Origin of the sequence: Phaeovulum molybdatiresistens, assembly GCF_023544865.1 — a bacterium.
Lineage (GTDB): Bacteria > Pseudomonadota > Alphaproteobacteria > Rhodobacterales > Rhodobacteraceae > Pontitalea.
Genome location: NZ_JAMJFX010000004.1, coordinates 83281 through 108630, shown reverse-complemented (window position 1 = coordinate 108630; position 25350 = coordinate 83281). Strand labels below are relative to the sequence as shown.

General features: G+C 67.2%; 21 protein-coding genes. 6 read left to right on the top strand and 15 right to left on the bottom strand.

Annotated features, from left to right (window positions below; all coding sequences use genetic code 11):
* Positions 1–190 precede the first annotated feature (190 nt).
* The 8 genes from mraY to MXB90_RS04885 form a co-directional block, all read right to left on the bottom strand.
* On the bottom strand, positions 191–1273 hold the full coding sequence (gene mraY, locus MXB90_RS04920; RefSeq protein ID WP_250041826.1) for a phospho-N-acetylmuramoyl-pentapeptide-transferase: 1083 nt from the start codon (positions 1271–1273) through the stop codon (positions 191–193).
* A complete protein-coding gene (locus tag MXB90_RS04915; RefSeq protein ID WP_250041825.1) occupies positions 1273–2757 on the bottom strand; it encodes a UDP-N-acetylmuramoyl-tripeptide--D-alanyl-D-alanine ligase in 1485 nt (494 codons plus the stop codon). The genes mraY and MXB90_RS04915 overlap by 1 nt, the downstream gene beginning before the upstream one ends.
* A gap of 1 nt (position 2758) precedes the next feature.
* Complete coding sequence (locus tag MXB90_RS04910; protein WP_250041824.1) at positions 2759–4255, bottom strand: UDP-N-acetylmuramoyl-L-alanyl-D-glutamate--2,6-diaminopimelate ligase; 1497 nt, start codon at positions 4253–4255, stop codon at positions 2759–2761.
* 55 nt (positions 4256–4310) lie between these two features.
* Positions 4311–6092, bottom strand: a complete 1782-nt coding sequence (locus tag MXB90_RS04905; protein WP_250041823.1) for a peptidoglycan D,D-transpeptidase FtsI family protein — start codon at positions 6090–6092, stop codon at positions 4311–4313.
* A complete protein-coding gene (ftsL, locus tag MXB90_RS04900) occupies positions 6089–6433 on the bottom strand; it encodes a cell division protein FtsL (protein ID WP_250041822.1) in 345 nt (114 codons plus the stop codon). The genes MXB90_RS04905 and ftsL overlap by 4 nt, the downstream gene beginning before the upstream one ends.
* Entirely contained in the window at positions 6430–7413 is a 984-nt protein-coding gene (gene rsmH / locus MXB90_RS04895; RefSeq protein ID WP_250041814.1) for a 16S rRNA (cytosine(1402)-N(4))-methyltransferase RsmH, read from the bottom strand. Before rsmH ends, ftsL begins: the two co-directional genes overlap by 4 nt.
* Positions 7410–7928, bottom strand: a complete 519-nt coding sequence (gene mraZ, locus MXB90_RS04890) for a division/cell wall cluster transcriptional repressor MraZ (RefSeq protein WP_250041812.1) — start codon at positions 7926–7928, stop codon at positions 7410–7412. Before mraZ ends, rsmH begins: the two co-directional genes overlap by 4 nt.
* Positions 7929–8612: 684 nt before the next feature.
* Complete coding sequence (locus MXB90_RS04885; RefSeq protein ID WP_250041810.1) at positions 8613–9683, bottom strand: Mrp/NBP35 family ATP-binding protein; 1071 nt, start codon at positions 9681–9683, stop codon at positions 8613–8615.
* 249 nt (positions 9684–9932) lie between these two features.
* On the opposite strand from MXB90_RS04885, the gene MXB90_RS04880 reads away from it, so the two are divergent.
* Both MXB90_RS04880 and MXB90_RS04875 read left to right on the top strand, forming a co-directional pair.
* Entirely contained in the window at positions 9933–10157 is a 225-nt protein-coding gene (locus tag MXB90_RS04880) for a DUF1127 domain-containing protein (protein WP_250041808.1), read from the top strand.
* Between the two features lie 476 nt (positions 10158–10633).
* Positions 10634–11416, top strand: a complete 783-nt coding sequence (locus MXB90_RS04875; protein ID WP_250041806.1) for a 23S rRNA (adenine(2030)-N(6))-methyltransferase RlmJ — start codon at positions 10634–10636, stop codon at positions 11414–11416.
* A gap of 21 nt (positions 11417–11437) precedes the next feature.
* Here the strand turns inward: MXB90_RS04875 and MXB90_RS04870 are convergent, their stop codons facing one another.
* From MXB90_RS04870 to metZ, 3 genes are all read right to left on the bottom strand, one after another.
* Complete coding sequence (locus tag MXB90_RS04870; RefSeq protein ID WP_250041804.1) at positions 11438–13804, bottom strand: ATP-dependent helicase; 2367 nt, start codon at positions 13802–13804, stop codon at positions 11438–11440.
* 119 nt (positions 13805–13923) lie between these two features.
* On the bottom strand, positions 13924–15018 hold the full coding sequence (gene folE2 / locus MXB90_RS04865; protein ID WP_250041802.1) for a GTP cyclohydrolase FolE2: 1095 nt from the start codon (positions 15016–15018) through the stop codon (positions 13924–13926).
* A 118-nt stretch (positions 15019–15136) separates the two neighbouring features.
* Entirely contained in the window at positions 15137–16312 is a 1176-nt protein-coding gene (gene metZ / locus MXB90_RS04860; RefSeq protein WP_250041800.1) for an O-succinylhomoserine sulfhydrylase, read from the bottom strand.
* 121 nt (positions 16313–16433) lie between these two features.
* On the opposite strand from metZ, the gene MXB90_RS04855 reads away from it, so the two are divergent.
* Positions 16434–17126, top strand: coding sequence for a glutathione S-transferase N-terminal domain-containing protein (locus tag MXB90_RS04855; RefSeq protein ID WP_250041798.1), 693 nt, complete (start codon positions 16434–16436; stop codon positions 17124–17126).
* An 8-nt stretch (positions 17127–17134) separates the two neighbouring features.
* Here the strand turns inward: MXB90_RS04855 and MXB90_RS04850 are convergent, their stop codons facing one another.
* Both MXB90_RS04850 and ftsY read right to left on the bottom strand, forming a co-directional pair.
* The gene (locus tag MXB90_RS04850) at positions 17135–17737 is read right to left on the bottom strand and encodes an inner membrane-spanning protein YciB (protein WP_250041796.1); all 603 of its coding nucleotides are present in this window, start codon (positions 17735–17737) and stop codon (positions 17135–17137) included.
* 140 nt (positions 17738–17877) lie between these two features.
* The gene (gene ftsY, locus MXB90_RS04845; RefSeq protein WP_250041793.1) at positions 17878–18948 is read right to left on the bottom strand and encodes a signal recognition particle-docking protein FtsY; all 1071 of its coding nucleotides are present in this window, start codon (positions 18946–18948) and stop codon (positions 17878–17880) included.
* Positions 18949–19167: 219 nt separating this feature from the next.
* Between ftsY and MXB90_RS04840 the strand changes: the two genes are divergently transcribed.
* Together MXB90_RS04840 and MXB90_RS04835 are read left to right on the top strand one after the other, a co-directional pair.
* Complete coding sequence (locus tag MXB90_RS04840) at positions 19168–20307, top strand: alkane 1-monooxygenase (RefSeq protein WP_250041791.1); 1140 nt, start codon at positions 19168–19170, stop codon at positions 20305–20307.
* Positions 20308–20407: 100 nt separating this feature from the next.
* Positions 20408–20881, top strand: coding sequence for a hypothetical protein (locus MXB90_RS04835; RefSeq protein ID WP_250041788.1), 474 nt, complete (start codon positions 20408–20410; stop codon positions 20879–20881).
* A 4-nt stretch (positions 20882–20885) separates the two neighbouring features.
* Here MXB90_RS04835 and xseA read toward each other — a convergent pair whose 3' ends face one another.
* Positions 20886–22460, bottom strand: coding sequence for an exodeoxyribonuclease VII large subunit (gene xseA, locus MXB90_RS04830; RefSeq protein WP_250041785.1), 1575 nt, complete (start codon positions 22458–22460; stop codon positions 20886–20888).
* A 76-nt stretch (positions 22461–22536) separates the two neighbouring features.
* On the opposite strand from xseA, the gene purD reads away from it, so the two are divergent.
* Positions 22537–23799 (top strand): phosphoribosylamine--glycine ligase, encoded by a 1263-nt coding sequence (gene purD, locus MXB90_RS04825; RefSeq protein WP_250041917.1) that lies wholly within the window; start codon positions 22537–22539, stop codon positions 23797–23799.
* 62 nt (positions 23800–23861) lie between these two features.
* Here purD and MXB90_RS04820 read toward each other — a convergent pair whose 3' ends face one another.
* Positions 23862–25241 carry an L-serine ammonia-lyase gene (locus MXB90_RS04820; protein ID WP_250041776.1) on the bottom strand — a complete coding sequence of 460 codons (1380 nt, stop codon included), beginning with the start codon at positions 25239–25241 and terminating at the stop codon, positions 23862–23864.
* Positions 25242–25350 lie beyond the last annotated feature (109 nt).

Genomic DNA, 25350 nt, shown 5'->3' with positions numbered 1-25350 from the left:
CATCTGTGACAGTGCCCCGCGCCGAACCGCGCCACAAGCGGTCAGGCCGGGGGCTGCCTGCCCCCGGACCCCCGGGGATATTTGGACAAAGCCGAAGGAACATATGTTCGGCTTTGTCCAAATATCCACGGGGGGTGAATTGGCCGACAGGCCAAGAGGGGGGCAGACAGCCCCCCTTTATCCGCCGGGCCTAGCGCAGCTTCAGCGTGGCAAGACCGATCAGCGCCAGGATCAGCGAAATGATCCAGAACCGGATCACGATCTGCGGTTCGGCCCAGCCCTTCTTTTCGAAATGATGGTGGATCGGCGCCATCAGGAAGACCCGCTTTCCGGTGCGCTTGAAATACAGCACCTGGATGATCACCGACAGCGCCTCGACGACGAACAAGCCGCCGACGATGGCCAGCACGATCTCGTGCTTGGTGCAGACCGCGATGGCGCCCAGCGCGCCGCCTAACGCCAGAGAGCCGGTATCGCCCATGAAGACGGCTGCGGGCGGGGCGTTATACCACAGGAATCCCAGCCCCCCGCCGATCAGCGCGGCGACAAAGACCAGGATTTCGCCCGTACCGGGCACGAAATGCACCCCCAGATAGGTGGTGAAGTCGACCCGCCCCACGATATAGGCGATCGCGCCCAGCGTTCCGGCGGCAATCATCACCGGCATGATCGCCAGCCCGTCCAGCCCGTCGGTCAGGTTCACCGCATTGGCCGCGCCCACAATCACGATCATCGCGAAGGGCACGAACAGCAGGCCCAGATTGACCAGCGCATCCTTGAACACCGGCATTGCCAGCTGATTGGTAAGCCCCGCCGGGTGCAGCCAGGACGCCGCCGCAGCCGCCAGCGCCGCCAACGCCAGGCCCAGTGCCATCCGGACGCGGGACGACACGCCCTTGGTGTTTTGCTTGGTCACCTTGGCATAGTCATCGGCAAAGCCGATCAGGGCATAGCCATAGGTCACCGCCAGCACGATCCAAATATACCCATTGTCCAGCCGCGCCCACAGCAGCGTGCCCACCGCCAGCGCCGACAGGATCAGCAGCCCCCCCATCGTGGGCGTGCCGGCCTTGGCGAAATGCGTCGCCGGGCCATCATCGCGGATCGGCTGGCCCTTGCCCTGCTTGCGCCGCAGGATGTCGATCAGCGGGCGGCCGAACAGAAAGCCGAAGATCAGCGCGGTAAAGAAGGCCCCCCCTGCCCGAAAGGTGATGTATCGGAACAGGTTGAAGAAATCGCCACCGTCGGAAAAGTTGGTCAGCCAATACAGCATTACGAAAGCCCTCTTGCGGCGCCGGGGGTTCGGGGGCCGTCAACCTCATGCGCCTCTGCGGCGCCCGCCTGCCCCAGTTTGCGCAGCGCGTCAACCACCAGGCTGACCTTTGACCCCTTGGAGCCCTTGACCAGCACCACATCGCCCGCATCGGCCAGATGGGCGGCGCGCGCGGCCAGCCCCTGGGCGGTTTCATGCCATTCGCCGCGCTTTTCCCGCGGCAGCGCCTGATGCAGCGCCCGCATCCGCGGTCCGGCGCAATGCACGATGTCCACCGCCGCCAGCGTCGGCAGATCGGCGATCGCGGCATGCAGCGCGGCCTCATCGGGGCCCAGTTCCAGCATGTCACCCAGCACGGCCACGCGGCGGCCCCGTTTCACCCGGCCGACCCCGTTGCGCGGCGCAACCCCGGCCAGCACCTCAAGCGCGGCCGCCATTGAGGCGGGATTGGCGTTGAACGCGTCGTCAAACAGATCGAAGCTTTGCGCGGCATCGACAATGTCCATGTAGATCCGTTCGCGCGCGCCCCGCCCCGCAGGCGGCACCCACAGGCCCATGTCGCAGGCCGCGACCGCCGGATCGGCGCCGACCGCCTCGGCCAGCGCCAGCACGCCCAGCGCATTAGCCGCGAAATGGCGGCCCGGCGTCAGGACCTTGAACAACAGCGGCTCGCCCCCGCGGGTGGCCTGCACGATGGTCGCATCGCCCGCCACCGTCGCCGCGATCAGCCGATAATCGCTGTCAGGCGTGGGGCCAAAGCGCAGGATGCGGCCCGCGCGCGCCGCTGCGGCGGTTTCGAGGATCGGGGTCACCGCAAGGCCGGTCGGGATGACCGCGACACCGCCTGGTTCCAGCCCCTCAAAGATCGCGGCCTTTTCGCGCGCGATCCCCTCGATGCTGTCAAAGGCTTCCAGATGGGCGGCGGCCACGGTGGTGATCATCGCCGCATGGGGCCGGGCCATCCGCGCCAGCGGCGCGATTTCGCCGGGGTGGTTCATGCCGATTTCAATCACCGCGAAATCGGCATCAGCCGGCAGGCGCGCCAGCGTGACCGGCACCCCCCAATGGTTGTTGAAGCTGGCCTCGGCGGCATGCACCTTGCCCTGCGCCGACAGGACCGCGCGCAGCATTTCCTTGGTTGAGGTCTTGCCGACCGATCCGGTCACCGCGATCACCCGCGCGCGCGACCGCGCCCGGCCCGCGCGGCCCAGCGCCTCAAGCGCGGCCAGAACATCGGGCACCACCAGCAAGGGATCGGTTTCATGGCAACCGGGCGGGATGCGGCTGACCAGGGCCGCGCCCGCGCCGCGCGCCAACGCATCGGCCACGAAATCATGGCCGTCGCGCACATCCTTCAGCGCCACGAACAGATCGCCCGGCCGCAGGGTGCGGGTGTCGATCGACAGCCCCGTCACCGCAAAGTCGCGCGTGGCCCGCCCGCCCGTGGCGGCGACGGCATCGGCAGAGGTCCAAAGGATCGCCATCTCAGATCTTTCCGTCCAGAGCGGCCACCGCAACGCTGGCCTGTTCGGCATCGTCGAAGGGATAGATATCCGTTCCGATCACCTGCCCGCTTTCATGCCCCTTGCCCGCGATCAGCGCCGCATCGCCCGGGCCCAGCGCATCGACCGCGCGCAGGATCGCCTCGGCCCGGTCGCCCACCTCATGCAGGCCGGGACCGCCGGGCAGGCGCGCGCCGTCCAGCACGGCGGCACGGATGGTGGCGGGGTCTTCGGTGCGGGGATTGTCGTCGGTGACATAGACCACATCGGCATGTTCCGCCGCCGCGCGCCCCATCAGCGGCCGCTTGGTCCGGTCCCGGTCGCCGCCTGCGCCCAAGACCACGATCAGCCGGCCCATCACATGCGGGCGCAGCGCGCGCAGCGCGGTTTCCACCGCGTCGGGCGTGTGGGCGTAATCGACAAAGACCGCCGCGCCATTGTCGCGCGTGGCGGCCAGCTGCATCCGGCCGCGCACCGTGGTCAGGCGTGGCAGCGCGGCAAGGACCGCCGCCGCATCCGCCCCCGCCCCGATCGCCAGCGCCGCCGCCGTCAGCACGTTCATCGCCTGAAACCCGCCAATCAGGTTCAGCCGCACCAGATGCACCTGGTCCTGCCAGGAAAAGCGCAGATCCTGCCCCGTAGCATCGAAGCGCTGGCCCAGCAGGCGCATGTCGCAGCCCTCGGCCTGGCCCACCGAAATCAGCCGCTGGCCGCGCACGGTGACGTATTTCGCAAGCTCGGCCCCCTTCGGGTCATCAATGTTGATGACCGCCACGCCATCCTCGGGCAGGACGCGGGTGAACAGCCCCGCCTTGGCGGCGAAATAGTCGTCAAAGCTTTCGTGGTAATCCAGATGGTCCTGGGTGAAATTGGTGAAGGCCGCCGCCGCCAGACGCACCCCGTCCAGCCGCCGCTGCGCCAGCCCGTGGGAAGATGCCTCCATCGCGGCATGGGTCACACCTGCATCCGCCATCTGCGCCAGCAGCCGGTGCAGGGTGATCGGTTCGGGCGTGGTATGGCTTGAGGGGGCTGCAAAGGCGCCCTCGACCCCGGTGGTGCCGATATTGGCGCCTTCCAGCCCGATCAGCTGCCAGATCTGGCGGGTAAAGGTCGCCACACTGGTCTTGCCGTTGGTGCCGGTGACGGCAACCATGGTTTCGGGCTGGCGGCCAAAGAACAGCGCCGCGGCAAAGGCCAGCGCCTGGCGGGGGTCTTCGGTCACGACGACGGACGCCTCGGTGCCGGCCAGCGCGTCGCGCGCGATGTCCAGGCCCGCGCGGTCGGTCAGAATGGCCACCGCGCCCATGCGCAGCGCATAGCCCACGAATTCGGCGCCATGCGCCCTGACGCCGGGAAGGGCCGCGAACAGGTGGCCGGGCTTGACCTGGCGGCTGTCCACCGACAGCCCCGTCACCGCCACATCACCGCCTTGCAGGGCGGTCAGGCCCAGTTCGCTCAAGGCTTTTGCGCCCTCGCCCATCGTCTGTGTCCTTTCCTCGCCGGCGCGGCCATTTATCGCCGCGCGCCCTGGGGCGTCAATTGCGCACCAGCGTGATCGCCTCGGGATCGGCGGGTTCCGGCACCGGGCGCAGGCCCAGCAGCGGCGCGGTGCGGCGCACCACCTCGGCCGCGATCGGAACGGCGGTCCAGCCCGCGGTGCGGCGCGGTTCCGACCCCGAGGTATCGACCGCCTCATCCATCGACACGATCAGCACATATTTCGGGTCCGAGGCCGGAAAGACACTGGCGAAGGTGTTGATGTTGCGTTCATCCCAATAGCCGCCGCCGGGCTTGGGCTTTTCGGCGGTGCCGGTCTTGCCCGCGACCTGATAGCCCGCCACCTCGCCAAAGGATGCGGTGCCCTCGGTCACCACCTTGCGCATCATGTCGACCGCCTGACGGGCGACCTCGGGGCGGATGATCTGTTCGCCGGGGGTGGGGGCCGCGCCATGGATCAGCGTGGGGGTCACGCGCCGCCCGCCATTGGCCAGCATCGCATAACCGGCCGCCAGATGCAGCGGGCTTGCCGACATGCCGTGGCCATAGGACACGGTCAGCGTGACCAGTTCGCCCCAGCGCGGCGGCAGCAACGGCCGGCCGGTGGGCGCCTCGGCCAGTTCGACCTTGGTCGATTCAAAGAACCCCATCCGGCGCAGGAAATCCTGCTGCGCCTCGCCGCCGATCATGGTGGCGATGCGCGCCGTGCCCACGTTCGAGGATTTCGCGATCACATCGGTGACCGTCAGCTGCGGGCCATAGTTGCGGTAATCCTTGATCCGGTGTTTGCCGAAATACATCGGCGTCTTGGTCTCGATCATGGTCTGGGGGTTCACCAGCCCCATTTCCAGCGCCTGCGCCACCGCGAAGATCTTGAAGGTGGACCCCAGTTCATAGACCCCCTGCACCGCGCGGTTGAACAGCGGGCTGTCGGACGCATCGCCCTTGGTCAACGGCGCGGGGCGGTTGTTGGGGTCGAAATCGGGCAGGCTGGCCATCGCCACGATCTCGCCGGTGGCGACCTCCATCAGGATGCCGGTGGCGCCCTTGGCATCCATCAGCTTCATGCCGCCATACAGCACCTCTTCCATCGCGGCCTGAACCGTCAGGTCGATCGACAGGCGCAGCGGCGCGCCGGCATTCGCGGGATCGCGCAGCCAGCCGTCAAAGGCCTTTTCCACGCCCGCCACGCCGATCACCTCGGCGGAATCCACGCCCTCGCGGCCGAAACTGGCCCCGCCCATGATATGCGCGGCCAGCGCGCCATTGGGATAAAGCCGCATTTCACGCGGGCCGAACAGCAGGCCCGGGTCGCCGATGTCATGCACCGCCTGCATCTGTTCGGGGCTGATCTTCTTCTTGATCCACAAGAACTTGCGCCCGCCGGTAAAGTCGCGCACCAGACGGTCGCGGTCCAGGTCGGGGAAGATGCCCGCCAGCTTGTCGGCGGTGCCCACCGGGTCCACCATCATCATCGGCTGGGCATAAAGCGCATGGGTCACCAGGTTGGTCGCCAGCACCCGGCCATTGCGGTCCAGGATATCGGCGCGCTGCGCCAGGATCGCCTCGCCGGAGCTGGCCAGCTGGGGTTCTTGCGGTTCGACCGCGGCCAGCATGCCCATGCGCGTGCCCACGGTGACGAACCCGGCCAGGAACAGCGCCGCCATCACCAGAAGCCGCCCCTCGGCCCGGGCGCGGGCACGGTCGCGCGTCGCCTCGCCGCGCAGGCGGATGTTCTCGCGCTCGATCGCATCGGGGTTTTCACCCTTGGCGCGGGCGTCAAGGATACGGGCCAGCGGGCGCAGCGGTGTGCGGATCATTCGGCAACCTCCGGGGCGATCACATCAATGGGCTCGACGCTGGGCAGTTCGGGCTGCGGCGGATAGGCCACCTGCGCGACCGAGCCGAATTGTTCGGGCAACAGCGGCAAAAGGCCAAGGCTGGCGAAGTTCAAGTTCACCAGTTCACGCAGCCGGTCGGGGCGGTTCAGATAGGCCCATTCCGCGCGCAGCACGCCCAGCCCCTCGCGCAGCGAGGCGATTTCGCGTTGCAGGCGCTTCATCTCGGCCTGGCGAGACTGGGTTTCGTAATTCTCGCGGTAGGCCCAGAACGCCAGCCCCATCACGCACAGCGCCGTTGCAAGATAGATCAGCGATCTCATCGGGGATGTCCTTTCAACACCGGCGCGGGCAGGCCAAGGCTTTTGCGATCCGCGCGCCCGGCGGGGGCATCGGTGCGCGCCGCCACGCGCAGCTTGGCCGAGCGCGCGCGGGGGTTTTCCGCCAGTTCCGTGTCATCAGGGCCGATCGCCTTGCTAAGCAGGCGGAAGGCCGGTTCCACCGCGGCGCGGGCGGGCGCGTAGCGCGACCCCTGCCCCTCGCCGCCGGAACGCGCCTGCAGGAAGCGTTTGACCACGCGATCTTCCAGCGAATGGAAGGTGACCACCGCCAGCCGCCCGCCCGGTTTCAGCGCGCGTTCGGCGGCCTCAAGCCCCTCGATCAGCTGGCCGAATTCGTCGTTCACCGCGATGCGGATCGCCTGGAAGGACCGCGTCGCGGGATGGCTTTGCCCCGGTTTCGGGCGCGGCAGACAGCGTTCGACCACCGCGACCAGTTGCAGCGTGGTTTCAAACGGCGCGGTCTTGCGCGCCTCGACAATCGCGCGCGCGATCCGGCGCGAGGCGCGTTCTTCGCCATAGTGATACAGGATGTCGGCCAGATCGCCTTCGTCCAGCGTATTGACCAGATCTGCGGCCGAGGGGCCGGTGTCGCCCATGCGCATGTCCAGCGGCCCGTCGCGCAGGAAGGAAAAGCCGCGTTCGGGCATGTCAAGCTGCATCGAGCTGACGCCAAGGTCCAGCACCACACCATCCAGCGGCTCGCCCGCCAGCGTGTCCAGATCGGAAAACGTCCCCTGCACCAGCCGCAGGCGGTCGCCATAGGCCCCGCGCCAGCTTTCGGCCATGCGAAACACCATCGGATCGCGGTCCACCCCGATCACGCGATCAGCCCCCGCCTCCAGCAGGCCGCGCGCATAACCGCCCGCGCCGAAGGTGCCATCCAGCCAAACCCCAGAGACAGGCGCGACCGCTTTCAGAAGCGGCCGCAGCAGAACGGGGATGTGGGGGGCATCGGCGCTCATGTCTGCCTCGGGGCGGCTGCGGGCAGGTTCGGCAGATTGACCAGCGGATCATAGCCGCGGGGCCGCTGGGTCGCGCGTTCGGCGTAAAGTTCGGCCTGTTCGGCCTCATAGGCCGCGGGATCCCAGATCTTGAACGAGGTGCCCGCCGAAACAAAGAACGCCTCGGACTTCAGCCCGATCTTTTCGCGCAGTTTCTGCGGCAGGACCAGACGGCCATCATCGTCGATCTGGGCTTCGTGCGACTGGCCATACATCAGTTCTTCGATCTCGGCCCGTTCCACCGATCCGCGCTGCATCATGTCGATCTGCGCGTCGATTTCGGTGATCGCCTCCATCGTGTAGACCTGCAACCATGTCTGCTGCGGGCCGCCATAGACGATGACGATGTTGGGGCGGTTGCCGGGGGTCCAGTCGGGGTCACAGGCCTCGATCACGCGACGGAAGGAGGCGGGGATGGAAACGCGACCCTTCGCGTCCACCTTGAACGTCTCCGACCCTCTGAACCTGCGTGCCACTGGCGCGCTCCTGTCCCATTCCCCTGCCCGGGTCATCCCGGGGCCTTGTAAAGGAAAACGGCGGTCGGGCTGCTGCCACTGCCCGATCCGCCGCCCTCGTCCCATCACTGGGTGTGTCCGACTACACGCGCCACCTTGGGGGATGTCTGCTCGCCCGCGCGCCGGATCGTTCTTGGTCGTGAAGCGGGTGCCTGTATGAAACCTGCTCTTTTCGCCGTGAGGTCTTGATGCCTCGTTCGCCCGTCTTCCCGATGACCAAGGGATGCCATGGGATTTCATGGGAAGCAACAGGAAATTATGGCCAGATTCACCGCCGCTGCGGAACCTGATGTGGGGCGAAGGGCATCCAGCGGAGCGCAACCCCGCGATGAACGGAACAGGTAGAAGATAGTGGTCCGACAGCCACAACATCTTGTTAACCGTGCCGCGTCACAGCCCGCCCCATGATTTCCCACCGAAACGGAAAATTTCATCCAAAAGCCGCCGAACGCCCGCTGAAAACGCCCCAAAGCACCCGAATCCACGCGCGATCACGGCCGATCACGCCGGGGTGATTCGGCTTGATCCGCGATGCGACCGCGCCGTTCCCATGAAATACCATGGCCCCGGGCCACATCCTGCCCGGGGCCATGAAATCCCAGTTCCGAAATCCTGTTCCCGTGAAATCCCGGGCCCGCGGCGGGTTCAGACCGCGTTAGCCGCGATCAACCGGGCCGCCAGCGCGGCATAGGTGCCCGCCATCGGCCCCTCGCCGGCCGCGACCGGGGTTCCGGCATCGCCCGCCAGCCGCACCGACAGGTCCAGCGGCAGTTCGCCCAGATAAGGCATGCCCAGCTTGGTCGCCTCGGCCGCGACACCGCCATGACCGAACAGATGCGCCTCATGCCCGCAATTGGGGCAGATATAGGTGGACATGTTCTCGATCAGGCCCAGCACCGGCGTGCCCAGGCGGCGGAACATGTCGATCGCCTTGCGCGCATCCAACAACGCCACGTCCTGCGGGGTGGACACGATGATCGCCCCGTCCAGCCGCGTCTTCTGGCACAGCGACAGCTGCACATCGCCCGTGCCCGGCGGCAGGTCGATGATCAGCACATCCAGCGGGCCATATTCATCCCATTTCACCTGGCCCAGCATCTGCTGCATCGCGCCCATCAGCATCGGGCCGCGCCAGATCACGGCCTCATCCTCTTTCAGCATCAGCCCGATCGACATCAGCGTGACGCCATGCGCCTGCAGCGGCAGGATCGTCTTGCCATCGGGCGAGGACGGGCGGCGGTTCACCCCCATCATGCGCGGCTGGCTGGGCCCGTAGATATCGGCGTCCAGCAGGCCCACCCGCTTGCCCGCCCGCGCCAGCGCCACCGCCAGGTTCGACGAAACGGTCGATTTTCCGACCCCGCCCTTGCCGGACCCCACCGCGATGATGCGCGCGACACCGGGCACCGGCAGCGGCCCGGCCTGGGGCTTGGGGTGGCCACCGATCTGCGGGGCGCCAAAGCCCTTGGGGGCCTGCGCGGTGGTGACGATCGACAGGCTGTCCACCCCCGGCAGGGCACGCACCGCCGCCTCGATCGCGGGGCGGACCGATTCCAGCATCTGCGCGGTGGCGGGGGCATCGGCCTCCAGCACGAACCGCACCGCGCCGCCTTCGACCGCCAGCGCGCGCAGGTAATCACGCGACACCACATCGCCCCCGCCGGGCAGCGCCACGCGGCCAAGCGCCTCAAGAACCATTTGCTTGCTGACAGACATGTTTTCCCCCTGGATGCGGACCCTGACAATCTGGCGCATTCCGCGCGGAAGGCAAGCGATCAGGAATTTGCACAAATTTTACACATTGTGACGCGGCGTTAGCCCAAATTAGGTCAGCAGCCGTTATGCAGTTTCCGCATGGCAGCGTTGCGGCTTATTGGTATTGTGCATACGCAGCATTCGTCCCATTTAGTCTTCAACAGCAGCACAGGGCTGCAGCACGAAACGACGCAAATCAGGACGATGACAATGGCACTCGCTCAGGACATCCATCACGCCAACGCCAGCACCGGCGGTATCGGTGCGCGTATCCTGGCGTTCTTCACCGCCATCGGCGAAGCCCGCGCCCGTCGCAAGGTCTATGCGCTGACCGTGCGTGAACTGCGTGGCCTGTCGAACCGCGAACTGGCCGATCTGGGCATCAACCGCTCGATGATCACCCGTGTCGCGCTGGAAGCGGCCTACGGCAAGTAAGTTTCAGTTCCTGAGGCCCCTCCTCCTCCCTGGGCCTCGGAAATCGGCGGCACCCTCCTCCTCCTCCCTGAGGGTGCCGCCCCCAGATACCGGCCACAGGATCGCATGATCCCCGCCGGACGCCCAAGCGAAGACCTCCTCCTCCTCCCTGAGGTCTCGTGATGAAGGCGGCGGCCCCCTCCTCCTCCCTGGGGCCGCCGCGCTTCCAACCGGGCACAAGACAAGGGCTTTGGCCCTGCGGAATACGGAAGGCCCCTCCTCCTCCCTGGGCCAACCGTTCGAAGGCGGTGACCTCACCCTCCTCCCGGGGTCATCGCTGACAATACCGAAGGCCCCCTCCTCCTCCCTGGGGCTGACGGAAAAGATGCGGCGGTGCCCACCTCCTCCCGGGCGCCGCCGTTTTCTTTTGGCGCAAACGGTCTTGCACCGCGCGCCGGGGCGCGGCATCACCGATCACGACTGACAGGGGAAACGGGATGCTGTCCTATCAACACATCTATCACGCCGGAAACCTGGCCGATGTGCACAAACACGCGCTGCTGGCCTGTGTGCTGGATTATCTGACCCGCAAGGACAAGCCGCTAAGCTACCTGGAAACCCATGCCGGGCGCGGGCTTTATGCGCTGGATGCGGCCGAGGCGCTGAAGACGGGCGAGGCGGCGCAGGGCATCCAGCGCGTCGAACACCTGGGCTGGTTCGCCCCCGATCACCCCTATGCGCGCGCCCTGGCCGCCACCCGCGCGGCCCACGGCCCACTGGCCTATCCCGGATCGCCGCTGGTCGCCGCGCATCTGCTGCGCCCGGTCGACACGATCCATCTGTGCGAATTGCACCCGCGCGAGTTTGCCGCACTGCGCGAGGCGATGGCGCCCCATGGCGGCATCTTCCACCCGAAGGACGGGTTGCAGATGGCCCTGGCGCTGACGCCCCCCACCCCACGGCGCGGGCTTCTGGTAATCGATCCCAGCTATGAGGTGAAATCCGACTATCAGGCCCTGCCCCGGCTGATCGGCCAGATCGCGCGCAAATGGAACGTCGGCACCATCGTGCTGTGGTATCCGATCCTGGCCTCGGGCGCGCAGGAACCAATGGTCCGCGCCCTGCGCGCGGCCCATCCCGACGCGCTGATCCATGAGGTGCGATTCCCCCCCGCGCGCGAAGGCCACGGCATGGTGGGATCGGGGATGTTCATCCTGAACCCGCCCTGGGGGCTGGACGACGAGGCAAGCCGCCTTTCAGCGCTGTTCGCAACGCTTTGACCACCGGCCACGATCGCGCGCCTAGAACGGCAGGTCATCCACCGCATTCGCGGGCGTGACATAGCTTGCCACCAGATTTTTCTCGCCCGCCTTGTCGAAATCGATGGTCAGCTTGTCGCCCTCGATGCCGCGGACATGGCCATAGCCGAATTTCTGGTGAAAAACCCGGTCCCCCACCGAAAACGCGCTGACCGCCGTCAGGTCGATCACCGCATGACGCGCCTCGCGCGGCTGGGCCATGGGGCGGGTGGCGCTGCGATCCTGCATCCGCTTCCAGCCGGGGGAGTTGTAGACATCGGCGCGCATCGCGCGATCCTCGATCCCGCTGCCAAGGCCCGCGCCAAAACCGCCCGCAGCGCCATAGCCCCCGCCATAAAGGCCAGGCGGGGTCAGCACCTCGACATGTGCTTCGGGAAGTTCGTCAATGAAGCGCGAGGGCAGCTGGCTTTGCCACTGGCCATAAACGCGCCGATTGCCCGCAAAACTGATCGTGCATAGCCGTTCCGCCCGCGTGATGCCGACATAGGCCAGCCGGCGTTCCTCCTCCAGCCCCTTCAGGCCGGTTTCATCCATCGCGCGCTGGCTGGGAAACAGACCGTCTTCCCAACCGGGCAGAAAGACCACGGGGAATTCCAGCCCCTTCGCCGCATGCAGCGTCATGATCGAGACCTTTTCCTCGGCCTCTTCGCTGTCATTGTCCATGATCAGCGCGACGTGTTCCAGAAACCCCTGCAGATTCTCAAACTGCTCCAGCGCCTTGACCAGTTCCTTCAGGTTTTCCAGACGGCCCGGCGCCTCGGGCGTCTTGTCGTTGACCCACATCGCGGTATAGCCCGATTCCTCAAGGATCGTTTCGGCCAGCCGCACGTGATCGTCGCCCGCCAGCACCGCCGCGTGCCAGCGCCCGATGCCATCGACAAAGGCGCGCAGCTGCCCCGCGCCCTTGCCGGTGATCAGCCCCTCGGCCAGCACGGCCCGCGCGCCCATCAACAGGCCCAGGCCGCCATCGCGCGCGCGCCGCTGGATCACCTGCTGCGCCTTGTCGCCCAGGCCGCGCTTGGGCGTGTTCACCACCCGCTCAAACGCAAGATCATCATCGGGGCTGACCGCCAGCCGGAAATAGGCCATCGCATCGCGAATCTCGAGCCGTTCGTAGAATCGCGGGCCGCCAATCACGCGGTAGGGCAGGCCGATGGTCAGGAAACGGTCCTCAAACGCGCGCATCTGATGGCTGGCGCGGACCAGAATCGCCTGCCCGTTCAGCCCCACCGGCGCCATGCCGCGGCTACCCCGCTGCAGCGCCTCAATCTCGTCGCCGATCCAGCGCGCCTCTTCCTCGCCATCCCAATGGCCGATCAGGCGAACCTTTTCGCCGCCCGCGGCCTCGGTCCACAGCGTCTTGCCCAGCCGCCCCGCGTTCTGCGCGATCACCCCCGAAGCGGCCGCCAGAATATGCTCGGTCGAGCGGTAATTCTGCTCCAGCCGGATCACCACCGCGCCGGGAAAATCCTTTTCAAACCGCAGGATGTTGCCCACCTCGGCACCGCGCCAGCCATAGATCGACTGGTCGTCATCGCCCACGCAGCAGATGTTGCGATGCCCCTGCGCCAACAGCCGCAGCCACAGATATTGCGCGACGTTGGTGTCCTGATATTCGTCCACCAGAATGTAGCGGAACCAACGCTGATATTGTTGCAGCACATCCGGATGGGCGTGGAAAATCGTGACCACGTGCAGCAGCAGATCGCCGAAATCCACCGCGTTCAGCGTCCGCAACCGGTCCTGATAGGCGGCGTACAACTCGCCCCCGCGGTTATTGAACGCCCCCGCCTCGCCGCCCGAAACCCGCTCGGGCGTCAGCGCGCGGTTCTTCCAGCCATCGATGATCCCCGCCAGCTGCCGCGCAGGCCAGCGTTTCTCATCCATGTTCGCCGCCACGATCAGCTGCTTCAGCAGCCGGATCTGATCATCCGTATCCAGAATCGTGAAGTTCGACTTCAGCCCCACCAGTTCCGCATGCCGGCGCAGCAGCTTGACACAGACCGAATGGAAGGTGCCCAGCCAGGGCATCCCCTCCAGCGAATGGCCCAGCAGCCGCCCGATCCGGTCCTTCATCTCGCGCGCGGCCTTGTTGGTAAAGGTCACGGCCAGAATCTCGTTCGGCCGCGCCCGCCCGGTGGTCAGCAGATGCGCGATCCGGGCGGTCAGGGCCTTGGTCTTGCCCGTGCCCGCCCCCGCCAGCATCAGAACCGGCCCATCCATCGCCTCGACGGCGGTCCGCTGGGCTGGGTTCAACCCGTCCAGATAAGGCGCGCCCCGCGCCGCCATGGCCCGCTGCGACAGGGGCACCGCCGCCTCGAAGGCGCTTTCTTCGTCAAATCCGCTCATGGCGCCAACTTAACGCGGCCCGGCGCCGCCGCCAAGTGAAGTTCCGCGAATGTTCTTCTTCTTGGCCAAAATACTCCGGGGGGGAAGCGGCTTTGCCGCGAAGGGGGGCAGCGCCCCCCTTACCCGTGATGGATCAACGAGGCGAACAGCCGCGGATCCAGGCTTTCGGCAGCAAAGGTCGGCCCCTCGGTCAGCAGGCTGACCGCATCATGGCTGTGCAGGCTTTCCTGATGGCTGGCCAGAACCCGGAAATCGCCGATTCGCGGATCGGCCAGCAGCACCCCGGCAAAGGCGCGGGCGGCATCTTCCACAAAGATCGGATTGGCGGCGTTCAGCTCGGCAAAGGCCTGTTCGTCCTCGCGCTTGACCATCACCTGGGTTTCGGTCGGCACCGCGCGCCGCGCCATGTCGATCAGGTCTTCGAACCACAGCACGCGGCCCGGTTCCACCACCACGGAAATCCGTGCAACCGATCGCTGCGAATGCGGCGTGGCCAGCTGCCCCCGCACCATCCGCGCATGTTCCGACAGCTCCAGCGAGCACGGGCAGGTCGAGGAATAGACGTAATCCAGATGCACGATCTTCTTGCGCACGCCGGCGGTTTCCACCACCTCCAGCGCGATGTCGTAATACTGCCAGCCCGACAGGCCGGATCGCAGGCTTTCCACCTTCATCGGGAAGGACAGACGCATCTGGATGCGGGCGTCAAAACTGTCCAGATGGTCCTTGTAGTCATCCAGCGCCGCCTCAATCACCTCAAAGGAAAAGGTGCGCTCGGCATGGCCATAGAAGGACCGCATGATCCGGCTCATGTTGATGCCCTTCTTTTCGGCATCCAGGCTGACGGTGCCGGTGACGCTGGTTTCCAGCGTCAGATCACCGTTGTCGCGTGTATGGTAGCGGATCGGCAGGCGGAAGTTGGAAATGCCGACATGCTGGATCTGCGCCTTGGCGCCCACGATCAGGCTTGCCGGGCCGTTCTGCAGATCGGGCAGACCGGCGCGATAGCTTTCATCGGCGTTGAAATCCTCGGGGTAAACGCGGCGCAGATCGGGGTAATTGCCGACCGACCGCCCCGGCAGCAGGCGCGCAATCGCCGGATCAAGCCGGGCGATTTCCGTTTCGGTCGCGCCGGCGGCCCATTGGCGCAACACATCCAGCGCCGCTTTCGCCTCTGCGGTATCGGGCGCCTCGATCTTGCCGTGAATGTTCATCGCTGATCCCCCTGGGGCTGGCCCAACCCCGCCAATATGGGGGGTGCGGCGCGTTTGTCCAAGGGGATACGCATCCCACCCGCCACCGGATCACCCGGATCACCCGGATCGGTTCGGATCACACCGCGTCCAGCGCAGCCAGCACATCGGCCACCAGATCGCGGCCATCCTCGATCCCAAGCGAGATCCGCACCAGACCCGGCGTTATGCCCAGCAGATCCTTCTGATCCTGCGGCAGGCGCTGGTGGGTGGTGGTCGCGGGATGGGTCACGATCGACTTGGCATCGCCCAGGTTGTTGGAAATCTTGACGATCTGCAGCGCGTTCAGGAACCGGAAGGCGGCCTCTTGCCCGCCCGTGATCTCGGCCGAGACCATGGTGCCGCCCGCCCCCATCTGCGCGATGGCCAGCGCATGCTGGGGGTGGCTGTCCAGCCCTGGATAGATCACGCGCGCCACCTTGGGATGACCGTCCAGCGCGCGGGCCAGGGCCTCGGCATTGGCGGTCTGGGCGCGCACGCGCAGGTCCAGCGTCTGCATGCCGTTCAGCATGATCCAGGCGTGGAACGGGCTCATGGCGCCGCCGGTATGCTTCATGTAGGTTTCCAGCGGGCCGCGGATGTACTCGCGCGTGCCGCAGACCACCCCGCCCAGCGCCCGCCCGCCACCGTCGATATGCTTGGTGGTGGAATAGACCACCACGTCCGCCCCCTGGTCCACCGCGCGCGAAAAGACCGGCGTGGCGAAGACATTGTCGACGATCACCAGCGCGCCCGCGGCATGGGCAATTTCGGCGACGGCGCGAATGTCGATCACCTCAAGCGTGGGGTTTGACACGCTTTCGAAGAACACCGCCCTGGTGCCAGGGCGCACGACCGCGCGCCACTGGTCCAGCGACAGCCCATCAACCAGCGTCACCTCGACCCCGAAGCGGCCCAACAGTTCCAGCACATACAGGCACGACCCGAACAGCGCCCGCGCCGCCACCACATGATCGCCCGCCTTCAGGATGGAAAACAGCGCGCCATTGACCGCCGCCATGCCGGATGCGGTGGCAAAGGCATCCTCGGTGCCCTCGATCGCGGCCATGCGATCTTCGAACATGCGGGTGGTGGGGTTGCCGTAGCGGGCATAGATGAATTCATCATCGCCCACCTTCACAAAGCGCGCCTGCGCCTGTTCGGCACTGTCATAGACAAAGCCCTGGGTCAGAAAGATCGCCTCGGCCATTTCGCCATATTGGCTGCGGCGGATGCCTTCGTGGATCAGTTTGGTGCGGGTGTTCCAGTCGCTCATCTGCGCCTCCCCCTGGCGGGCCTTCGGTTGCGCTGGCGTTACCAAGGGGCAGCCGGGCGGTCAATGCCGCGCCCTTGCCTTTGGCGCGCGTTGCGCCATGCTTTGGCCGAAAGGAGATACCATGATCGATCTGTATTACTGGCCCACGCCGAACGGCTGGAAAATCACCATCGCGCTGGAGGAAATGGGCCTGCCCTACCAGGTGCAGCTGATTAATATCGGCGCGGGCGACCAGTTCGACCCCGAATTCCTGAAGATCGCGCCCAACAACCGCATGCCCGCGATCGTGGACCCCGACGGTCCCGATGGTGCGCCGGTGTCGATCTTCGAATCGGGGGCGATCCTTCTGTATCTGGCGCGCAAGACCGGCCAGTTCATAGGGCACGGCGAGCGTGACCGGATCGCGGTCGAACAATGGCTGATGTGGCAGATGGGCGGCCTTGGCCCGATGGCGGGACAGGCGCATCATTTCCTGAAATATGCCCCCGCGATGGACCCTCCGCAGGACCTGCCCTATGCCAAGGACCGCTACCGGCGCGAGGTGGCGCGGCTTTACGGTGCTCTGGACCGGCAGCTGGCCCGGGGCGAATTCGTGGCGGGCGATTTCCTGTCGATCGCGGATTTCGCGATCTGGCCCTGGGCCTGCTTGTGGGAAGGCCAACAGCAAAGCCTGGATGACAAGCCCCATCTGGCGCGCTGGCTGGACACGATGGCCGCCCGGCCCGCCGTGCAGCGCGGCCGCGCGGTGGGGGCGGATCTGCGGTCGGACGCGGCACAGGACCGCAAGGCGCAGGAGATCCTGTTCCGGCGCTAATTCCGGCGCTAATCGGCCTTCTTCTCGATCCCGTAGCGGGCGAACAGCCGCCCCTGCGCCATGAAGAAGCCGAACATCAGAACGGTCAGGCCGAAGGTCTTGAAATTGACCCAGGCCTGATCGGACATGCTGCGCCAGACGACCTCATTGGCGACCGCAAGGCCGAGGAAAAACAGCGCCATGCGCTGGGTCAGGATGCGCCAGCCCTCGGGCTCCATCGGCAGGGCCTCTTCCATCACCAGCGCAAGCCAGGGCCGACGCAGCATCAGGCCAAGGCCCAGGATCGCGGCGAACAGAAGGTAAATGATCGTCGGCTTCATCTTGAAGAAGCGTTCATCGTTCAGCCAAACCGACAGCCCCCCGAACACCACCACCAGCACCAGCGTGGCGATCTGCATCGGCGCCAGCCGCCCCGTCAGCCGCCACAGGATCAGCGTGGTGATGACCAGAAGCGGCACGAAGCCCGCCGTGGCCAGGATAAAGCCCGAATAATCGGTGCCGCCGATCGTGTAGCTTTCATCCTTCAGCTTCACGAAGGCCACGAAGAAGGCAATCAGCGGCCCGAACTCCAGCGCCGCCTTTACCCAGGGTTTGATCTTTTGCTGCGCCATTCGCCACCGCCCTTTGTTGTTTGCCCCAGAGATAAGCGAGGATTTTCGCGATGACACCCCCCAAAGCACGATTTCAGGGGCCAGAAGCGGGGGCTGTCTGCCCCCGCACCCCCGAGGATATTTGGACAAAGCCGAAGGGATCAGCCCTCTTGTCCGACCAGGGCGCGGGCGAAATCCTCGGGGTCGAAGGGGGCGAGGTCGTCGATTTGTTCGCCGATGCCGATGGCGTGGATCGGCAGGCCGAAGCGGTCGGCCAGCGCCACCAGCACGCCGCCCTTGGCGGTCCCGTCGAGCTTGGTCATCACAAGACCCGACACATCCGAGATCTTGCGGAAGGTTTCCACCTGGCTCAGCGCGTTCTGGCCGGTGGTGGCATCCAGCACCAGCAGCGTGTTGTGCGGGGCGGTTTCATCCTTCTTGCGGATCACGCGGACGATCTTGGCCAGTTCCTCCATCAGGTCGGCGCGGTTTTGCAGCCGCCCCGCCGTGTCGATCAGCAGAAGGTCCGCGCCATCGGCCTGTGCCTTGGTCATCGCGTCGAAGGCCAGGCTGGCGGGGTCCGAGCCTTCGGGCGCGGTCAGCACCGGCACGCCCGCGCGCTGGCCCCAGACCTGCAGCTGTTCGACCGCCGCCGCGCGGAACGTGTCGCCGGCCGCGATCACCACCGATTTGCCGGCGGCGCGGAACTGGCTGGCGAGTTTCCCGATCGTCGTGGTCTTGCCCGAGCCATTCACGCCCACCACCAGCACGACCTGCGGTTTTTTCGGGTAAAGCGGCATGGGGCGCGCGACGGGGTCCATGATGCGCGCGATTTCCCCCGCCAACAGGCCCTGGATTTCCGGCACCGACAGGCGTTTGCCCATGCGCCCTTCGGCCAGGTTGGCGGTGACGCGCAGTGCCGTTTCCACCCCCATGTCGGACCGGATCAGCAATTCCTCAAGGCTTTCGAGCATCGCATCATCCAGCACCCGGCGGGGTGCGGCATCCTCGGCCCGGCCCAGAATGCGGCCCAGCAGGCCGGGCTTGCGGGCGGGTTCTGCGGCTGTCGCGGGCCCGGGTGTGGGGGGGGTGGACGGCGTAGCCTCTGGCTCGGGCGTTTCCGGGACTGTCACATCCTGGGCCGGGGCTTCGGCCACGATGGCATCAAGCCCCTCCTCCAGCTTGGCAGAGGATTTCGTCAGGCGGGATTTCAATTTCTGGAAGAAAGACATCTGCGGCCCTTTCGGTTTCCAGACACCTAATCAATCCCGCCCCATGATGGAAGGGCCCGATGTCACCCGGGCGCCCCGCCCTGCCCGCTTTGCCGCAGCCGCGCATGCACAAAGAGGGTGGACAGCCGCCCCGGTCTGTTCAAGATCAGGCAGAGCGATTTTGACGCAACCACCTTTTTCAGACTGCCCCCGCCGCGGGGCACAAGCGGCGAGATACAGATGCCCACACCCCCGATGCCCGCCCCCCCCCGGATGCCGCGCCCCGCAACCTTGCTGGGGCAGATGCGCGCACGGGTGCCCCCCGTTGCGGCCTTCGCGCTGGTGACGCTGCTGCCCTTGCCGTTTCTGATGCTGGGGGCGGTTTTGGGGGGCGCCTTTGCCTGGGGGGCGCTGGCCTATGTGGCGGTGCTGATCACCGTGCTGGACCGGCTGATCGCGGGGGCCGCACCCGATGCCCCCGAGGGCGCGGAGTTTCCCGCCGCCAACCGCCTGTCGGCAGCGCTGGCGATTGCGCATTTCGTGGCGCTGGCGGTTGCGGTCTGGGCGCTGTCGGGGGGATCGGGGCTGGGCTGGGGCGACCGTGTCGCGCTGTTCCTGGGGTTTGGGCTGTTTTTCGGGCAGGTGTCGAATTCCAACGCGCATGAGCTGATCCACCGCGCCGACCGGCGGCTGTTCCGCCTTGGGATGTGGGTCTATATCTCATTGCTGTTCGGGCATCACACCTCGGCGCATAGGCTGGTGCATCACCGCTTTGTTGCAACCCCCGATGATCCCAACAGCGCCGAATTGGGCGAGGGGTTCTGGGATTTCGCGCGCCGCGCCTGGGCGGGGTCTTTCGTGGCCGGCCATGAGATGGAGACGAACCTGCGCAAGACCCTGCCCCCGGGCGACAGCCTGCGGGCGCGGCTGCGGCGGGTGCATCCCTATGTGATCTACCTGGCGGGCGGGGCGGGCTTTGTGCTGGCCGCGCTGGCGCTGTTCGGGGTCGGTGGGCTTCTGGCCTATCTGCTTTTGTGCGCCCATGCGCAGGTGCAACTGCTGTTGGCCGATTATGTGCAGCACTATGGCCTGAGCCGTCGGCGCCTGGGCATGGACCGCTATGAGCCCGTCGGCCCCGCGCACAGCTGGGATGCGCCGCAGCGGGTGTCCTCGCTGTGGATGCTGAACGCGCCGCGCCATTCGGACCATCACGCCCATCCGGGGCGCGAATATCCCGCGCTGCGGCTGGGCGCGATCGGGGTGCCGGGCCGGCCGGTGCTGCCACGGTCGCTGCCGGTGATGGCGACGCTGGCGCTGATCCCGCTGCTGTGGCGGCGCGTGATGGACCGGCGCGTGATGGCGCTGCGTGGCCGGGGGTAGCGGCGCGGATATTCACGGCGCTGTGGCTGGCGGTGGGCCGGGGTTTCTGGCAGGCTGGCGGCATGGCGGCCCGCCCCGGCCGCGTCACCAAGGACAGGCCATGCCCCCGATCCGCATCCTGCTGCCCCTTTGCGCCGCGCTGCTGATGGCGCCACCCGCCGCCGCCGACCCGACGACGGGCCAGGGCACGGCCCCGCCGGGCGGCGCGCCACCTGCGGCCCCGCCCCTGCACACAGCACCGCTTGACGCCGCGGAATTCGACGCCCGCACCCAGGGCCGCACCATCACCTATTCCGCCTATGGCCAGCCCTATGGGGTGGAACAATATCTGCCCGGGCGCCGCGTGCTCTGGGCGTTTGAAGGGGGCGCGTGCAAGGAAGGCACCTGGTTCCAGCAGGGCGAGATGATCTGCTTTGACTACCGCGATGACGGCGGTCTGCAATGCTGGACCTTCCACGACACGCCCGAAGGGCTGATGGCGCGGTTTCTGGGCGATCCCGGGGCCGAGCCGCTGGTGTCGCTGTCCGAAAGCCCCGAACCGCTGGACTGCCCCGGCCCCGAAGTCGGGGTGTGACGCGTCAGAACAGGCTGCCCTGATCGGGTGGCGGCTTGCCCGCGCCGGATTTGCCAGAACCGGATTTTCCTGCGCCAGGCTTTCGTGGGCGCTGCGGCGCGGGCGCCCCATCGCTTTCCCCCGCAGGCAGGACCGACAGCCGGCCATCGTGGAATTCGATCTCCAGCGCGGTCTGGCCCGCGGCCTGGGCGCGCGCGGTGATCAGGCCATCGGGCCCACGCACCACCGCATAGCCGCGCCGCAGCGTTTCCGTGTAACCAAGCGTCTGGCGCATCCGGTCCAGCCGGTCCAGCCGTTCGCCCAGCGCGTCCAGGCGCGCGCGGGGGGCCAGCGCCAGCCGGTCGGACAGATCGTCCAGCCGCGCGCGGGCATCGCGGTTGCGCCGCGCGGCCTCATCGCGCAGGCGGCCCAGCGCGGGGCCAAGGCGCGCGCCCAGCTTGTCGATCGCCGCCTGCTCGCGCCGGATGAACAGACGCAGCAGATCGGGGCGCACCAGCGCCGCCACGGGCCCGAACTGTTCGCGCTTGCGCCCGGTCAGCGCGCGCAGCGCCGGGCCCAGCCGGTCGGACCACAGGTCGAACCGTTGCCTTGCCGGGGCGGTCAGCGCCTGTGGCCGGCCAAGCCCGCGCGACAGATCGACAAGCCGCTGCGCCCGCATCTGCCCGCGATGGGTCATCGCGCGGGCCATGCGGGTGCCGCCCTCATTCACCCGGGCCAGCAGCTCCATCCGCACCGGCACGGCCATTTCGGCGGCGGCGGTGGGCGTGGGCGCGCGCCGGTCGGCGGCAAAGTCGATCAGCGTGGTATCGGTTTCATGTCCCACGGCGGAGATCAGCGGGATCTGGCTGTCGGCTGCGGCGCGCACCACGACTTCCTCGTTGAAGCCCCAAAGATCCTCAAGGCTGCCGCCGCCACGCGCCACGATGATCAGATCGGGCCGCGGGATCGCCCCGCCCGGCGCCAGCGCGTTGAAGCCACGGATCGCGCGGGCGACCTCGGGGGCGCAGGCCTGGCCTTGCACCGCGACCGGCCAAATCAGCACACGGCGCGGAAAGCGGTCACGCAGCCGGTGCAGGATGTCGCGGATCACCGCCCCCGACGGCGAGGTGACAACGCCGATCACCTGCGGCAGGAAGGGGATCGGCTGCTTGCGGTCGGGCGCAAAAAGGCCCTCGGCGGCCAGCGCCTGGCGGCGCTTTTCCAGCATCGCCATCAACGCGCCCGCGCCCGCGGGTTCCACGTCATCGACGATCAGCTGGTATTTCGATTGGCCGGGAAAGGTGGTCATGCGCCCGGTGGCGATGACCTCCATGCCTTCCTCGGGGCGGACCTGCATCCGCGCGACCTGGCCCTTCCAGCTGACGGCGGCGATGACGGAACGGTCGTCTTTCAGGTCGAAATACATATGCCCCGAGGACGGCCGCGACACGCGCCCCACCTCGCCACGCACACGGACGCGGTCGAACTGGCCCTCAATCACCCGTTTGACCGCACCCGACAGCTCGGACACGGTATATTCATGGGCATTGCCGGGGGCATTGCCGCCCCCCGGGGCCGGGTCATCCTCGAAAAGCTCCATCCGTTCCCCTGTTCGCTTGCCTGACAGCGCCCCAGACCTTAGAAGGCGCGCAACCGAAGGCCAAGGGGGACGAATGATGAATATTCTGGTGCTGGGCGGCGGCGGGCGCGAACATGCGCTGGCCTGGGCGATCAAGCAGAACCCCAAATGCGACCGGCTGATCGTGGCGCCCGGCAATGCCGGGATCGCAATGATCGCCGAAATGTCGGATCTGGACCCGCTGAACGGCGCGGCGGTGGTGAATTTCTGTGAAGAAAACGCCATCGACTTCGTGGTGATCGGCCCCGAGGCCCCCCTGGCCGCCGGTGTCGCCGACCGCCTGCGCGAGGCGGGCGTGCTGTGCTTTGGCCCCTCGGCCGCGGCCGCGCGGCTGGAGGCATCGAAGGCCTTCACCAAGGAAATCTGCGATGCCTGCGGTGCGCCCACCGCGGCCTATGCGCGGTTTACCGATGCCGGGGCGGCGGCGGATTACGTCCGCGCCCAAGGCGCGCCGATCGTGGTCAAGGCCGACGGGCTGGCCGCCGGCAAGGGCGTGATCGTGGCAATGACGCTGGATGAGGCGCTGGCGGGTCTGGATGAGATCTTTGGCGGCGCCTTTGGCGAGGCGGGCGCCGAGGTGGTGATCGAGGAATTCATGGATGGCGAAGAAGCCAGCTTCTTCATTCTGTCCGATGGCGTGAACGTCCTGCCCGTGGGCACCGCGCAGGACCACAAGCGCGTGGGCGATGGCGACACCGGCCCCAATACCGGCGGCATGGGCGCCTATTCCCCCGCCCCCGTCCTGACGCCCGCGATCCAGGACCAGGTCCTGGCCGAAATCGTGCGCCCCACCGTGGCCGAGATGGCGCGCCGCGGGACGCCGTTTCAGGGCGTGCTGTACGCCGGGCTGATGATCAAGGACGGCCGGGCGCGGCTGGTGGAATACAATGTCCGCTTTGGCGATCCGGAATGTCAGGTGCTGATGATGCGCCTTGGCGGGCAGGTGCTGGACCTGATGATTGCCTGCGCGGAAGGGCGGCTGGATCAGGTGCGCGCGCACTGGGCCGAGGATCACGCGCTGACCGTGGTGATGGCGGCACGGGGCTATCCGGGCAGCTACGTCAAGGGCACCGCGATCAAGGGACTGGACGCCCTGCCCGCGGACAGTTTCAACATGGTCTTCCACGCGGGCACCACGGCGAAGGACGGGGCGGTACTGGCCACGGGCGGGCGGGTTCTGAACGTCACCGCGCGCGGCGCGAACCTGCGTGAAGCGCAGGCCCGGGCCTATGCGATGGTCGATGCGATCGACTGGCCGGACGGGTTCTGCCGGCGCGACATCGGCTGGCGCGCGCTGTGATCTTGCGGCGGGGGCGCTGCCCCCGCACCCCCGAGGTATTTCGGGCAAGATGAAGAGAAGCCTCAGCAGTTGGGGACATTGACGGCAAGGCCGCCCAGCGAGGTTTCCTTGTATTTTTCATGCATGTCGCGGCCGGTCTGGCGCATCGTTTCAATCGCGGCGTCAAGCGGCACAAGGTGGGCGCCGTCGCCGCGCAGGGCAAGCGAGGCGGCGGATACCGCCTTGATCGCACCAAGGCCGTTGCGTTCGATACAAGGCACCTGGACCAGACCCTTGACCGGGTCGCAGGTCATGCCAAGGTGATGTTCCAGCGCGATTTCCGCGGCGTTTTCCACCTGTTCGGGGGTGGCGCCCAGCACGGCAGCAAGACCCGCGGCGGCCATGGCGGCGGCAGAGCCCACCTCGGCCTGGCAGCCGCATTCGGCGCCTGAGATTGAGGCGTTGTGCTTGATCAGCCCGCCCACCGCGGCGGCGGTCAGCAGGAATTCCCCGATGCGCGCCGCACTGGCGCCGGGCACATGGTCCAGCCAATAGCGGATCACGGCGGGCACCACGCCCGCCGCGCCGTTGGTGGGGGCGGTGACGACCTGGCCGCCGGCGGCGTTTTCCTCGTTCACGGCCATGGCATAGGTCGACATCCAGTCGTTGATCACATGCGGCGCGGTCAGGTTCCTGCCGCGTTCGGCGATCAGGCTTTCGTGGATCGCGCGCGCGCGGCGGCGGACCTTGAGGCCACCGGGCAGGATGCCTTCTGCGGCAAGGCCGCGGTCGATGCAGGCGTTCATCACCGACCAGATCCGGGCCAGCCCTGCGTCGATATCGGCATCCGGGCGGAAGCGCCGTTCATTGGCGCGTTTCATCTGCGCGATGGTCAGCCCCGAGGCATGGGCCATGGTCAGCATTTCGGCTGCGGTGCGGAAGGGAAAGGGCACGGGCGAAGGCGCGGCAAGGACACGGTCATCCACCGCCGCCGCTTCGGCCGCGGTCAGAACAAAGCCGCCGCCGATGGAATAGTAGGTTTCCTGCGCGATCACGTCGCCCTGCGCATCCAGCGCCATCAGGATCATGCCATTGGCATGGCCTGCCAGCGCGGGGCCGAAATCGAAGATCAGGTCGGTCGCGGGATCAAAGCGCAGCGGCGCAAGGCCGGGCGGGGACAGCAGGCCGGTTGCCGCATTGGCCGCAAGGGCGGCTTCGGCCGCCGTGGCGTCATAGGTTTCGGGCAGAAATCCCGCCAGGCCAAGGATCGTTGCACGGTCGGTGGCGTGGCCCTTGCCGGTGAAGGCCAGCGAGCCGTGCAGGCTGGCGCGCAGCCCATACGCCTGGAAGGGCGAGGCGCGCAGCCGGTCCAGAAACCGCCCCCCCGCGATCATCGGCCCCATCGTGTGCGAGGACGACGGCCCCACCCCCACCTTGAACATGTCGAACACGCTTAGGAACATCCGCGCCTCCCTGATTGCCCCCACAATGGCGCAGTGTGCGCGCGCGGCAAGCCCGGAAACGACCCGGCGCGCGGCATTTGCGCGCGATCGGGCGGGCGGATCGGGCGAA